Genomic DNA, 14,097 nt, shown 5'->3' with positions numbered 1-14,097 from the left:
TTAACGGAATAATCCGTCTCCGCCCATTCTCTTGGCGATTCTGTCAGCGGACAACAGCAGCGCCATATTCACAAGCGATCGGAACAAGCTGACTGCGGTGGAGAATGAGAAGTCAGTCGACGATTGGAACGTGATCCGGTAAATATAAACGTCCAGCACTTCCGACACATTCTTGGTTGCGGCATTAGCCAAGTTGAATATTTGGTCAAAACCGGAGGACATCAGTCCGCCAACCGACAGAATGAACATGATCGTTACCGTTGGAAGAATGTTCGGCAGTGTAATGCGGAACATCTGCTGCATTCTTGTAGCACCGTCGATCTGAGCCGATTCGTACTGATCCTGATCGATACCGGAGATCGCGGCCAAGTATACAATGGCGCCCCATCCCGTGGATTTCCATATATCCGTCATCAAGAGCATCGGAATGAAAGATTTCTCTGAGCCCAGGAAGTTGATTGTCGGCAGCCCGAGCAGGGTAAGTGTGCTGTTCACAAGACCGTCGTAAGACAGAACATTGATAACAATACCGGCTACGATAATCCATGACAGGAAGTGCGGGAAGGTAAGCACGGTTTGAAATGCTTTCTTCATCTTGCTCATCCGCAGTTCATTCAGCATAAGCGCCAGCAGGATTGGAGCCGGGAACGTGATGACGAGTTTAATGATATTGATATAAAGCGTTCGCCATACAGAGTCGATGAAGTTCGGGTCCCGGAATACATATTTAAAGTTCTCGAATCCGACCCATGGGCTTCCCCATATTCCCAGGTTCGCCTTGTAGTCCTTAAATGCAAGAGAGAGGCCCCCCATAGGCATATAAGCGAACAAGAACAACCATACGACTCCCGGAATTAACAGGGTGTAAACCATTCGGTGTTTCTTGATTTCAGCTAGCAGTGTTTTGAATTTTGAAGGCTTACTTGCATTTGCCTTCTTATCTGGCCCTAAGGCTGCAGGTTTCAAGTGGCATCTCCTCACTCTTCTTGGGTCTTGTCGTTAAAAAGAAAATCAAAGGTCGTTCTCAAATGCTCTTCCCAGAAGAGCCAGTCATGCGAACCGGGTCCCTCAACATAACGAAAATCGAATTTCGTCTCCTGCATATAGGCAGCGAATTCCCTGTTCATCTGGATGAAAGGATCTTCAGAGCCGCAGCAGCATAATATAGAGGGAAGCTTGTCCGGTTCCTTCAGCCGCTTCGCTGCTAAAGCGTAAATGTCCTGATCCGGCATGACTTGAAGATCAGGTCCGAATACCGCCTGCATTTCCTTCACCATACCCTGCGGCATGTCCATATGGTGAAGCCGCTGTTTAATGTCCGTTACGCCGGATAAAGATACAGCCTTTGCATAACGTTCGGGATAGGTTAGAGCACACTTCAGTGCCCCATACCCACCCATAGACAACCCGGCAATGAAGGTGTGTTCAGGGTCCGTATTCATTTTAAATAGCCGATTACAAAGCTCAGGCAGTTCTTGGGTAATATAAGAGAAGTAGTTTAATCCATACGTCATATCCGTATAGTAGCTGCGATTCGCCTCCGGCATGATGACGGTACAATTATACTTTTGGGCGTAAAGCTCAACCGTGGTTAACCGCTGCCAGGTGCTTGCATTATCTCCCGCTCCGTGAAGCAAGTAGAGCGTGCGATCCGAATCCTGTCCGGTGTCGACCGGAGAGACAACATGAATACTGGTTGTCATGCAAAGGGTAGGCGATCCGGTCTCAATGGTGATATGGGCCATATCTAACCCCTTTCAACGATGTGTTTAGCTTAGGGGGTCATTTGTTAACCGCCTGCTAAAATAGTGTTTCATGAAATGAAAGCGATTTATCGAATCGTTTCGATAACATCATAAATCTACCTCACATCTCATGTCAATGTTCTTTTTAAAAATCTTAGATAATTTTGTTGGAAAATGTCGCCGTTTTGTCGAAAAGTCCTTATTTTGTGGGAGTTTCATTGTCGGAGGCTCACTGTTACTCACCTTTTCAGAAGGGAGTCAGCTTGGAGTGTGAAGAAAGATAAAGGTATTATTTTCCTATAATATCTATTGAAACGTTTCTATAGGCGTTGAAACATGGTATTCTATATATAATTTTTATTAGGGGAAAGAGTAGAAAGAGGGGCAGTTCATGGCTCATTTACTAGAAGGCTTTGTTAAACGAATTACGGATAAGGAGCTTCAGGTATTTTCGGCTCGTGTACGTCAGAACGGGGAAGAGCGTGATGCGTGGGACTTGGCGAAGGATCAGCGGCGTTTGCAGCATTCGGTGAGCAAATCGTTTACCTGTATGGCTGTAGGACTTGCCATTGAAGAAGGTAAGTTATCGCTCGATCACCAGCTCGGACAATTTTTCCCGAGTGAGGCACCGGTGCAGGAAGATTCGCCGCTTCATCCCGGGCATATTACGTTATACAATCTGCTGCGCATGTCCACAGGCCATGATTCACCTCCGTTATGGGCGCCCGAAAGAGCTTCCCTGCAGGAGAAGGATTGGGCTAAATATTATATGTCCCTTCCGCTTGATCGGAAGCCAGGTGAGACCTTTACATACAGCAGTGGGGATACCTTTATGATCTCAGCTCTATTTCAGGCAGTGATGGGACAAACGGTAAAGGATTATCTAACCCCGCGACTGTTCGACCCGCTCGAAATCAGGAATGTCACGTGGGAAACATCTCCGCTCGGCATAACTCTTGGCTGCGCCGGATTATCGATCAGCAATGAGGAATTGAGCCGGTTCGGCCAGATGCTGCTGAAGCGTGGTGAGTGGAATGGACAGCAGCTGGTTCCGGCAGAGTGGATTGATTTTGTTACGCATAAGCACATTGATTCGAAGGGCAGCAGGGATTGGGAGCAGGGGTACGGGTGTCAGTTCTGGATGTGTACGCATGATGCATACCGTGCAGATGGTGCCCAGGGACAGCTCTGCATCATTCTGCCTAAGCTGGATGCAGTTATTGCAATCAACAGTAATGAGGACCGGATGCAGGACATTATGGACGCTGTGTGGTCAGACATTTATCCGCTGCTGTAGCGGGTTTATGTATAAGGTACCCTATGTTCCTGGACGATCCTTGCTGGATTAGATGGAAGCTAAACAAGCGAAAACCCACCGTATAAAGGTTAGGATTAGGGTGCTGTAATAGGAAGTAGATAATAACGTATGCCGCGTTGTTATTTGCTTCTTTTTTTATTTGCTTGGGCTAGATCGGTGTTTTTATCAATTGCATCAAATGGTGCAGCCTGGATACTCCGAAAACTTGAGACTCGATCCTCTTATCTAGGTGAGTTCGGATATTCTCAGCCAGCTTCATGACGCATTTCAGATCACCATGCTCGGCAGCGGCAATCAAACGCTTATATTTCACGCTTTCCTCTGAATAAACAAAGTTTTGCATGACTTGGAGCAACCCCACCTTTAGCAGATGACCTTCATTGTAGAATCGATAACTGTTTTCAGGGTCTCGGTCCGCGACCACATACCCTGCGTGTTCCCAGTAACGGATCGTTGATTTTGGTATCTTCATCGCTTCGGATACTTCCTTGATGGTAAGGCGCTCCTTTGCATTTGGAAATGTATTCTCCTTCACTAATAGCCGAATATCCCCGATTAACTTTTCCAACTTTACTTTATCCTCGTATAAAATGACCTCCTTTTCCCTGATGACCCACAAAGCGTTATGCATCTTGTCACGTTGAAGATAATGAAGCACCTCTGTTGTCACTTCCATTCCGAAGGCAGGGGCCATGGCTTGAATACATGCCAAGTAAGCTGCATGCAGATCTGTATAAAAACGATAGCCGTTCGCTGATCTTCCCGCAGGAGGAATGAGGCCATTAGCTTCATAGTTCCGTAAAGTGCTGGGGCTAATCATAAATGTTGCTGCCATTTTTTTGGGACGCATCTTCATAATCGCGATCTCTCCCTAATATGAACATTAAAGTTGTTTGTAAGGTTTTCTGAATATGCAATAGATTATCCTTCTTATTACTTGATAAACCTTGCAATTGGCTAGTATGTTGTACAATTTATTTGCAATGATGAAAAGGAGGAGAAATTGTATGGAAAAACAGTTCCCGAATTTCCACCAAGACATGACGATAAAAGAAATAGGTGAGGAGGCCAACCGATATATCGAGTCCGAATGGAAGCCGTTATACGATTCGATGCACAAAGACTTGACCGCAGCTTTCGCAGAAATAGAAGATGCGGCCTACGGTCTTTATTTGGATGAGTTGATGCCAACCATATTTGAAGAACTGGAAAGTGCCGGTTTTAGTGCTATGGTGAAGCTGGAAGAGAACGATTTCGTTATTGCAAAGCGACTGATTTTCAGAAACTCCCTTGAGAAATGGGGAACGGAAGATAATAGATCAAGAATTTTTTGGAATGTGATTCATGACTGAAAAGGCAATCCGGTAGGTACTTTGCTTACGGAAATTCCTCATTCCCATCTGAAATTCGACATTCCTTCAGCGCCGGTCGTTTATGCGCTGCCTGAGTTTCTCAAGGAGAAGATCGTGCAAGGAGTTAGAGGAATCAAGGAATCTGAGTAATTGGATAACAACAACGATTGGAGGAATGGTTCGTACCTGCAGAGTCTAACTACAGGAAAAAGGAGCTCCCCGTAATGGAGAAGCTCCTAATCCTTTATTTATTATGTTCAGGCAGCTGCCTTAAATAGCTGTCTGAGAGATGAAGCAGCTTAAGTGCCCGGTTGAACTCTTTTTCGGAAGCTGCCGTTTCGGCTTCGGTTCTGCCTGGCAGCGGGTAAAGTGAACCATCTTCGAACGCATTGCCCGGTATAAACAGGGTTGTGTTGTTGATGAAGGTGCCTGAAGGAAGATAATAGCGTTCAGGCAGCAGGTTGGTGTCCTTCTGATTCAGCAGATCCTGCCCGAAATGCAGCTGCTCCTTCATCGAGTTACCCATCAGATTCGCAATGGTAGGCAGAATATCTACCTGACCGCCGATCTGCTCCATTACTTCCGGCTGAAGATAACCTTCACCGTGTATCATGAGCGGGATATTAATCATGTCAGAGGACACATATTCCCGTCCGTATATTTCTTTCATCAGCTCTTTATCGTCATTGTCCAGCGAGTAAATCGGCAGACCGAGATGATCCCCGTACACCACGACAAGACTGTTATCCCAAATGCCGTCTTTTTTCAGCTGATCGATAAACAATCCAAGGGCGTAGTCAGCATAGTTCTGGGACCTGATATAATCGCCGACAAAAGTCCCTTCATATCGCTCCGGCAGCGTCATCTTGTACTTCGTATCCGGAATCGTAAACGGATGATGAGCAGTCATTGAGATGACCTGGGCATAAAATGGCGTCCCCGAATCATTCATTTTCTTCAGCTCTTCCGCTGTTTTGGAATACAGTACTTCATCAGATGAGCCGAAGAATATTTTATCCGGTTCACCGAAGAAGGATTTATCATAGTAGTGGTCAAACCCGAGTCCTTTATAAAGCTCCTCGCGATTCCAGAATTCAACGACATTCGTATGGAACGTGGCCGATTGATATCCATCCTCCTTAAGCAGCCTGGATAAGCTCGGCAGCTGCTTATCCGCATAATGCTGTGTAGCAGCACCCCGCGGCGGGATATAGAAGGAGGTATTGACAACGAATTCCGCATCCGATGTATTGCCCTGTCCTACGTTCTGGAAGAAGTTAGGGAAATAAAGGCTGTCCTGAGCGAGCTTATTCATGACCGGTGTAACTTCCTTGCCGTCCAGCTTTAAGTTGATCAGAAACTCCTGGAATGACTCCATCTGAATCAGAATGACATTTTTCCCTTTAGCCACACCTTCAAATGCAGGCGCAGTTACCGGGGAAAGACCCTTTAGTTTATTGATCTCTTCCTGGTTAATGGATTTAGCATCGACAAGCTCGGTTTCTTCATTTTGAAAAATCGTATAGGCCTCGTAGTTGAGAATACCCATCTCCTGCGCTCTCACAATTTCGTTCATGATGGCCCGGTTGGGCATAATCTGCACCAGACATAGCATCAGGGATAGAACGAATAAGCTGGAAGCGAGAGCCCGTTTTTCTTTTTTGGAATGCTTCTGTTTCCATGTCTTGACCTTGTCGCTTCTCCACAGAAGTACGAATAACAAGATAATATCTGCGAAGATCAGCAAATAGTAAGGGTCCATGAGTGAGAACACGCTGTTACTGACTGCGGTCACCTGGTTGACCTGCTCCAGCGCATGATAGGTTACCATAACGCCGTAATATTTATAGTACATAATCGCAGCGAAAAATATGGCGGTTAACAATATATTAACGGTCATATAAGCTGCCATTTTGCGTTTGGAGGCGAACCATTCGATTAGACTGAATGCGAGCCAGATGAACGGAATTTCGGCAACAAGCGGACGCCACGGAAGTACATCATCGAAGATGACCATCCAGGCCAGATAGCTCTTCAGCAGCATAATGATGGAGAAAAATATAAATGGCTTCGTAAACGGTATACGAAACCGGTTCAATGCGAACACCAGTACCGCCGTCCTTTCAAATCGCAGGAGCGAATGAATCGCAAACCATGACCCTGCGTGTTATAAGTAGGATATTAATAAACAAGATGAACAAAGTAATTATGCCTTGTACAGACTATGGTTGTCAAAGAGAGATACAGTGCGGGAGTTTCTTCTAACAGGGTAAACAGTTGAAAAAAAACCGGCTATACGAATAGCCGGTGGAGGAAAGCTAAGGTTTATTGTATAAACGACATTAGAATCGGTGCCGCACCAAGCGTAAATAATGCAGCTACAATCATGGAGATGCTTGAGATCGTCCCTGAGAGGGGGCTGAACTCGAACGCTTTGGAGGTTCCGGTACCATGGGCGCTTGTTCCAAACAGGATACCCATTGCAATATCGCCCTTTATTCTAAATACCCTCATAACAAGCGGCCCAATCATAGATCCAAGTATTCCCGTCATAATGACGAACACGGCTGTCATGTTAGGGACACCGCCGATGACCTGTGAGACATCCATGGCAATCGGGGTCGTGATGGATCTTGGAACAAGGCTGGTTGCAAGCGAGCTGTTTAAGTGAAGCCATTTCGCCAGAAATGCAGACGATATAATGGCCATGACCGATCCGGATATCACGCTGACCATAATTTCGGCAGCGTGCTTTTTGAGTGTCTGAAAGTTCTTGTACAGAGGTACGGCAAAAGCAACTGTCGCAGGCTGCAGCAGATCGCTGAGCCAGCTGGCTCCTTTACTGTAGGCCTCGTACGATACCCCGGTTTGTGTCAGAATGATAATGATGATAATCGGGGTAATCAGGAGCGGCGACAAATATACTTTTGATTTTCGTTGATACAGCTTTTTGGCGGCCCAGTAGATAATCACGGTGAGGGGGAGGCCGAAATATGCAAGCCAGGACAAGATCATGATGTCTTCCGCTCCTTTCGTTTGGATATGAATGTTGCAACCAGCCCGGAGCTGACCATGACGGTCACCGTGCTGAATAAGACAACAGCCAGTATTTGAATCCCGTCGCTTTCAAGCATCGGGAAAAATTTCATAACGCCGACAGCAGCAGGAATGAAGAACAGCAAGAGCTCGGCAAGCAGAAAGTTAGCCCCCAGCTCGATCCACTCCAGACACAGCACTTTGGTTTCAAGCAGAATAAATACAACGGCAATACCTAATATACTTCCGGGAATATTCAAGTGGAGCAGCCCGGCTGCTTTATCCATGATGATAGATACCAGCATGAAACCGGCCACCTGGAGACTTCCTTTGATCAATTGTTTCACGACCGGTCTCTCCTTTCATTGGTAATGAAAATTTTACATCAATTGTTTTCATAGGTAAAATGAATATATCGAATTGTTATCATTCCAAAAAGGAATAGTTGTTTTAGAGGAGGCTGAAGCGGTGGATATACGGCACTTACAGTACTTTTTGGAGGTAGCGCGGCTGCGCAGCTTTACGAAAGCAGCGGAAACCCTATATGTTACCCAGCCGACGATCAGCAAGACAATCCGGAACATGGAGGAAGAGTGGGGGGTTACACTCTTTTATCGCCAAGGGAAGCGGACCGAGCTGACGGATGCGGGCAGGATTATGTATCAGCAGGCCCAGCAGATGGTTGATTCCTTCCAGCGGGTGTCGGATGAGCTGGGGGATCTCATGAACGTGAAACGGGGACACCTGCATATTGGTCTTCCTCCGATGATTGGTTCGAGTTTTTTTCCGGAAGTCATCGGGCAGTTCCATCATAAATATCCGCAGATTACGATTCAGTTGTTCGAAGATGGTGCAAAGAAGGTAGAGGAGTATGTGGAGAACGGTCAGACGGATATCGGGGTAGCTGTACTTCCTGTCAATGAAGATGTGTTTCATTATTATTCGTTCGTGAAGGAGAATCTGATGCTGCTCCTGCACCCTTCCCACCGGCTTGCCGGGAGGGATTCTGTCTCCCTTGCGGAATTGGCGGAGGAATCCTTCGTGCTGTTTCGTGAAGACTTCACGCTGCATGGCCGTATTATTAAAGAGTGTGAGAACGCAGGGTTCGAGCCGCATGTTGTATACGAGAGCTCCCAGTGGGATTTGATAAGCGGAATGGTAGCGGCCAATCTTGGGATCGCTCTTCTCCCGGAGACGATTTGCCGGGAAATTGATGCTTCGCGCGTGACGATTCTGCCGCTCGGTAACCCGTCGATCCCGTGGCAGCTCGGGATGATCTGGCGCAAGGACCGCTATTTATCTTTTGCCGCCAGAGAATGGATTACATTCACCCGTTCCCTGCTTGGCGAAAAGGAATAGCTATGGATCGCGGTGAACTGCAGATGCTAATTTTTGTAATAGATGATAGGGCTTAGTGTGCTAATATATTCTAGGGCATCTATGAATCGTAACGTTAATAATAGAATGTAATAATAGAAAGTGGTGATCGACAGATGACGATACAAGTAGGCATTATCGGTTACGGATTATCCGGCTCCACCTTTCATGCGCCTCTTCTTACGAGCATACCGGACTATCATATTCGAACCGTGGTCTCCTCGAATCCGGAGAAAGTGAAGAGGGATCTTCCCCGCACGGGGGTCGTAAGTCATGTGGACGAGCTGTTTCAGGATGAAGAGATTGCCGTTGTGGTGGTTGCAAGCCCGAATGCAACCCATTATGAATATGCAAGGAAGGCTATAGAAGCCGGTAAACATGTCGTTGTGGAAAAGCCCTTCACGGTAACCTCAGAGGAAGCCGACACGTTGATTGAGCTTGCCCGGGAAAAGGGTGTGCTGCTTACCGTCTATCATAATCGCAGATGGGATAACGACTTTCTTACGGTACGCAATTTACTTGAGACCGGCGCACTTGGAAATCTGTCGGTGTATCAGGTGCATTTCAATCGCTACCGTCCGAAGGTTAAGCAACGGTGGAAGGAGCAGGAGGGACCGGGGGCCGGTGAACTGTATAACCTGGGCTCTCACCTGATTGATCAGGCATTGTACCTGTTCGGGAAACCGAAGACGATATGGGCGGATATGCGTGCAGAGCGGGAAGGGTCTGAGGTTATAGATTATTTCCATCTGGTGTTTGGATACGACAAGCATCGTGTTATCCTGCATTCCAGTTCCCTTGTGAGACAGGCAGGTCCGCGGTTTGAACTGCATGGCGATAAAGGAAGCTTTCTGAAGTATGGACAAGATCCGCAAGAGGATCAGCTGAAGCAGGGAATGCACCCGGGGGACAGCGGATGGGGAGAGGACCAGCCGGAACAATATGGGGAGCTGGCGACCGAGCTCAGCGGATTGACCGTACAAGGTGAGATTGAGACGCTGCCGGGCAGGTATCAGGCTTTCTACCAGGGACTTGCTGAAGCGCTCCTGGAGGGGGCAGTGGTTCCTGTGAAGCCTGAGGATGCGCGGGATACGATTCGCATGATTGAATATGCTGTAGAGAGTTATCGTACAGGCAGCACCATTACTGTGTCCTGATTCTATGAGAGAAGGGTGAAATACAGATATACATAAGTTTTCTCCATCCGTGGGATATTATGTTGGAGCAGCCCTGTCATTCTTAGGGGCGAGCACCGATTAATTGATCGATGAAGGAGAATACAAGCATGAATAATCGCAGCGTCCTTCGTGTGACGTCCATCATTTCGATATGTCTGGCCCTGATCCTGTCGTTCTCAGGCTCGTCTTGGGCTGCAGGAAGCGGGCCTTTTCATTTCGGGTTCAAACGCAGTGTGAACGGCAAGCTTCCATCAATTGATGAAGAAGGCTTCAAGGAACTGCTTAAGAAGCATGGAGCTGTCTTTATGGGTGATTCCACGAAGAAAGAGCTGTATCTGACGTTTGATAATGGGTATGAGAATGGTTTTACTGCCGGGATTCTGGATACGTTGAAGGAGAAAAAGGTCCCTGCGACATTTTTTGTGACCGGCCATTATGTGAAGACCCAGGCAGAGCTGTTAAAGCGAATGACAGCGGAAGGCCATATTATCGGCAATCATTCCTGGAGCCATCCGGATGTATCTACGATTTCGGCTGAGAAGCTTACAGAAGAGCTGGAGCGGGTGAAGACCGAAGTGGCTAAAGTAACGGGGCAGAAGGAAATGAAGTATCTCCGAACACCGCGCGGCATATTCAACGAGCGTTCTCTGGCGGTGAGCAAGGAGCTTGGATATACGAATGTATTCTGGTCGCTCGCGTATAAGGATTGGGATGTAAATGACCAGCGCGGTGCACAGTATGCTTTTGATAAAGTAATGGCTCAGCTTCATCCGGGTGCGGTTATGCTGATTCACTCCATTTCCCGGGATAATGCCCAGGCGCTTGGACGGATTATTGACGAGGCAAGAAAGCAGGGGTATGAGTTCAAGAGCCTGGATGAGATGGGGACGAGAGCACCATAAGAGCACAGCGTTACAAGCGGTATGAACCGTATCGAAAAAAATATAGCGGGCAGATCCATGACTTCTGGGAAGCGGGGATCTGCCCGTCTTTTTTATGGGAACATAAAACGAATATTTTAACGGTTAGCCCTCTGCATTTACACCGGAGAAACGCAGGTTTGGTATAATACGGACCAGAAGATTGTGTTTAAGAAGGAGATCGCTTATGCCTCATACCATTCAAATATCCGTAAGGCCGCTAGTGGAATATGTCTTTCGCAGCGGAAGCATTACCTCCGGCTTTCGGACAGCGACTACGCTGACCGAAGGGACAAGAGCGCACCAGCAGGTACAGAGGGAGTATGGAGAGCAGGATCAGAAAGAGGTTTTCCTGGAGACTGAATTTCCTTACGAGGATCTCATATTTGCTGTAGAAGGGCGCTGCGACGGCCTGATTATCGGGGACGGAAGCAGCCCGGTTATGATTGACGAGATCAAATCCACCTCGGGCAGTCTGGATGACATTAACGAGGATACCTATCCGGTTCACTGGGCCCAGGCCCAAATGTATGCATACATGTATGCCAAGCTGCACGGCGCACCCGAGATGGCTGTTCAGCTGACATATTTTCAAATCCCTTCAAGCGAAATGAAAAGATTCAGGCGCACCTTCAGCTTCACAGAGCTTGAGCAGTTTGTACAGGAAGTGGCAGCGGCCTACGCGCCGTATGCCCGCCTGCTTCGAGATCATGCCGAGCGGAGGGATGAGAGCATTCGGAAGCTGTCATTCCCGTTTCCAGCCTACCGGTCAGGCCAGCGCCGGCTGATGGGGGCTGTGTACAAGACGATTGGCGAAGGCCGGCGTCTGTTCGCGAAAGCGCCGACCGGAATCGGCAAGACGATATCCACCTTGTTCCCTTCGATAAAGGCGATGGGTGAAGGGATCGTGAAGCGAATCTATTATCTGACCGCCAAGACGATCACGCGGACAGCGGCCGAGGAAGCAGTGGCCCTGATGGAGTCTGGAGGACTTCATATGCACACCGTCACGCTGACCGCGAAGGACAAAATCTGCTTCAGTGAGGAAGAAGGCTGCGGGCAGGAGTCTTGTATTTTTTCCGAGGGCTATTATGACCGGATTAACGGAGCGATTCTGGATTTGCTGCAGCATGAGACAACCATCACCCGTCCGGTGATTGAAGCGTATGCGCGTAAGCATCAGGTCTGTCCGTTCGAATTCTCACTCGACGCTGCTTATGCAGCAGATGCGGTCATCTGTGACTATAACTATGTGTATGATCCGCGCGTCTCGTTCAAGCGGCTGCAGGAGGACGTGAAGAAGCGCAGTGTGGTGCTGGTTGATGAGGCCCATAACCTGGTGGACCGGGCCAGAAGCATGTTCTCGGCAGAGCTTCATAAATCGATGTTTCTAAATATTCAGCGAGCCTACAAGGAGAGAAGTCCGGGGCTTTATCTGGCAGCGAAGAAGGTGAACAACCGCTTTATCGTGCTGCGCAAGGTCAGCGGTGAAGAGGAGCGTATGGTTGGAAGCTATCAGCCGGAGATGCTGGATGAACTGCTGGAGGAGTTCGTTATGCATGCTGAGGCGGAGCTTGTGACGGGCCAAGGCGGTGAGGAGGCTGATGAGCTGCTCGAATGTTATTTTGCGGCACAAGCTTACCTGCGGATCTCCAAGCTGTACGATGAACGGTTTGTTACGTATGCCGAAATGGAGGGAAGCGAAGTATTTCTGAAACTGTTCTGCCTCGATCCTTCGTATTTGCTGCAGCAGGCCGGGAAGAACTATCTCAGCACCGTGTTTTTCTCCGCTACGCTGACTCCGTTGATGTATTACAGGGACATGCTGGGGGCGGAGGAAGAGGACTACAGCCTCTCGATTCCATCCCCGTTCTCCCATGAGCAGCTTGATGTCCGGCTGATGCCGGTGTCTACCCGATATAAGGACAGGGATCGCAGCAAGGAGGCGATTGTGAAGATGCTGGACAAGCTGGTGAAGGAGAAGCCGGTCAACACGCTGATATTCCTTCCTTCTTATCCGTATATGCAGTCTGTGTACGATGACTTTGTGGCGCTGAATCCGGGGCTGCAAACCCAGGTTCAGGGTCATTTGATGCGTGAGGAGGAACGGGAGCTGTTTTTAAGTGCTTTTCGTGCGGAGGCAGAAGAGCCTTTGGTCGGATTTGCTGTAATGGGCGGTATTTTCTCGGAAGGGATTGACCTGAAGGGGGCTCGCCTTGAAAGTGTAGTCGTCGTTGGTGTCGGGCTTCCTCAGCTGTCGTTCGAGAATGACATCATTAAAGAATATTTCGACCGTAATGAGAAGAATGGCTATGATTATGCCTACGTATATCCTGGCATGAACAAGGTACTGCAGGCGGGAGGCCGTCTCATCCGGTCCGAAGAGGACAGGGGGACGCTTGTCCTGGTAGATGATCGCTTTCAGAACCGGCAATATCATGCACTGCTGCCGGAGGAATGGCGGCAGTACACGAGGATATAGTATGGGAATGTTCATATATTGGTAAATGTTGACACAAGGGAGTGCCGGCCCTATAATACGGATATACTTTTGTTAAGAAGAGGAGGCTGATGTCAAATGAAAAAGCAAATGAAGCAGGTGTTCACGTTGGCGTTGGTCTCTACGGACGGGGTAAGATAGTTGTTCATAAGAACAACAGGACCGCGGGAGACCTTTCATGGTTTCCTGCGGTTTTTTCATGTCCAGGCAGAATTCCTCAGTTCATTACAGAAAAGGTAATGAGGGGATTCCTGCTGGATATGAAGCAAGCCGCAGATGATTGATCTGCGGTTTTTTTGCGTTCAACAATAGGATAAAGGGGCTGCGAAATTTGATAAATGAACGATTGGATCTATCGAAATATGGATGGAATGAATACTGGCAGGAAGTGATGAGTAACTTAAACAGCCAGAAGGATCAGCAGAAGCCGCTTGTGCCTGCACGGGTTACGGCACAGTTCTCCAAACAGTACCGGATCGTGACGGAAACGGGCGAGAGAACGGCAGCTGTGACGGGAAAGTATGAGTTTGAAGCGGCAAGTCGTGCCGATTTTCCTGCGGTGGGAGATTGGGTGCTGGTAGAGCTGCTGCAGGGTGAACCAAGGGCGGTCATTCATGCTCTGCTTCCAAGGGTCTCGGCCATGACGCGAAGAGAGGCGGGAAATGTGCCGG

Annotated in this window: 12 protein-coding genes and 2 pseudogenes; 8 read left to right on the top strand and 6 right to left on the bottom strand. The window is 48.2% G+C overall.

Annotation, left to right across the window (positions count from 1 at the left end):
* Nucleotides 1-966: an ABC transporter permease gene (locus BN1234_RS11535; RefSeq protein WP_054956813.1), complete on the bottom strand. Its 966-nt coding sequence runs from the start codon at nucleotides 964-966 to the stop codon at nucleotides 1-3.
* 11 nt (nucleotides 967-977) lie between these two features.
* Nucleotides 978-1,745, bottom strand: a complete 768-nt coding sequence (locus tag BN1234_RS11530; RefSeq protein ID WP_054956812.1) for an alpha/beta hydrolase — start codon at nucleotides 1,743-1,745, stop codon at nucleotides 978-980.
* Nucleotides 1,746-2,136: 391 nt separating this feature from the next.
* Here BN1234_RS11530 and BN1234_RS11525 point away from each other — a divergent pair, with 391 nt between their 5' ends.
* Nucleotides 2,137-3,042 carry a serine hydrolase domain-containing protein gene (locus BN1234_RS11525; RefSeq protein WP_054956811.1) on the top strand — a complete coding sequence of 302 codons (906 nt, stop codon included), beginning with the start codon at nucleotides 2,137-2,139 and terminating at the stop codon, nucleotides 3,040-3,042.
* 169 nt (nucleotides 3,043-3,211) lie between these two features.
* Here the strand turns inward: BN1234_RS11525 and BN1234_RS11520 are convergent, their stop codons facing one another.
* On the bottom strand, nucleotides 3,212-3,919 hold the full coding sequence (locus BN1234_RS11520) for a MerR family DNA-binding transcriptional regulator (RefSeq protein WP_054956810.1): 708 nt from the start codon (nucleotides 3,917-3,919) through the stop codon (nucleotides 3,212-3,214).
* A gap of 106 nt (nucleotides 3,920-4,025) precedes the next feature.
* Between BN1234_RS11520 and BN1234_RS11515 the strand changes: the two are divergent.
* Nucleotides 4,026-4,565: pseudogene (locus BN1234_RS11515) on the top strand (DUF6022 family protein).
* A 94-nt stretch (nucleotides 4,566-4,659) separates the two neighbouring features.
* On the opposite strand, the gene BN1234_RS11510 reads toward BN1234_RS11515, so the two are convergent.
* The 3 genes from BN1234_RS11510 to BN1234_RS11500 all read right to left on the bottom strand — a co-directional run bounded on the left by BN1234_RS11510 (nucleotide 4,660) and on the right by BN1234_RS11500 (nucleotide 7,798).
* Nucleotides 4,660-6,522: an LTA synthase family protein gene (locus BN1234_RS11510; RefSeq protein ID WP_054956809.1), complete on the bottom strand. Its 1,863-nt coding sequence runs from the start codon at nucleotides 6,520-6,522 to the stop codon at nucleotides 4,660-4,662.
* A gap of 218 nt (nucleotides 6,523-6,740) precedes the next feature.
* Nucleotides 6,741-7,430, bottom strand: coding sequence for a CidB/LrgB family autolysis modulator (locus BN1234_RS11505; protein ID WP_054956808.1), 690 nt, complete (start codon nucleotides 7,428-7,430; stop codon nucleotides 6,741-6,743).
* A complete protein-coding gene (locus tag BN1234_RS11500; protein ID WP_054956807.1) occupies nucleotides 7,427-7,798 on the bottom strand; it encodes a CidA/LrgA family holin-like protein in 372 nt (123 codons plus the stop codon). The genes BN1234_RS11505 and BN1234_RS11500 overlap by 4 nt, the downstream gene beginning before the upstream one ends.
* Nucleotides 7,799-7,919: 121 nt before the next feature.
* Here BN1234_RS11500 and cidR point away from each other — a divergent pair, with 121 nt between their 5' ends.
* The 6 genes and pseudogenes from cidR to BN1234_RS11470 all read left to right on the top strand — a co-directional run.
* Nucleotides 7,920-8,810, top strand: a complete 891-nt coding sequence (cidR, locus tag BN1234_RS11495; RefSeq protein WP_054956806.1) for a cidABC operon transcriptional activator CidR — start codon at nucleotides 7,920-7,922, stop codon at nucleotides 8,808-8,810.
* A 134-nt stretch (nucleotides 8,811-8,944) separates the two neighbouring features.
* Nucleotides 8,945-9,985 carry an oxidoreductase gene (locus BN1234_RS11490; protein ID WP_054956805.1) on the top strand — a complete coding sequence of 347 codons (1,041 nt, stop codon included), beginning with the start codon at nucleotides 8,945-8,947 and terminating at the stop codon, nucleotides 9,983-9,985.
* A 128-nt stretch (nucleotides 9,986-10,113) separates the two neighbouring features.
* Nucleotides 10,114-10,908 (top strand): delta-lactam-biosynthetic de-N-acetylase, encoded by a 795-nt coding sequence (gene pdaA, locus BN1234_RS11485; RefSeq protein ID WP_054956804.1) that lies wholly within the window; start codon nucleotides 10,114-10,116, stop codon nucleotides 10,906-10,908.
* Between the two features lie 205 nt (nucleotides 10,909-11,113).
* Entirely contained in the window at nucleotides 11,114-13,408 is a 2,295-nt protein-coding gene (locus tag BN1234_RS11480; protein ID WP_054956803.1) for an ATP-dependent DNA helicase, read from the top strand.
* 89 nt (nucleotides 13,409-13,497) lie between these two features.
* Nucleotides 13,498-13,710: a hypothetical protein gene (locus BN1234_RS11475; RefSeq protein ID WP_054956802.1), complete on the top strand. Its 213-nt coding sequence runs from the start codon at nucleotides 13,498-13,500 to the stop codon at nucleotides 13,708-13,710.
* A 47-nt stretch (nucleotides 13,711-13,757) separates the two neighbouring features.
* A pseudogene (locus BN1234_RS11470) lies at nucleotides 13,758-14,097 on the top strand (ribosome small subunit-dependent GTPase A); the annotation flags it as partial.

This window comes from Paenibacillus dakarensis, assembly GCF_001373415.1.
GTDB classification, from domain to species: domain Bacteria; phylum Bacillota; class Bacilli; order Paenibacillales; family Paenibacillaceae; genus Paenibacillus_AQ; species Paenibacillus_AQ dakarensis.
Note: the sequence above shows the minus strand (reverse complement) of the source record. Positions and strands in the feature narration are given on the sequence as shown.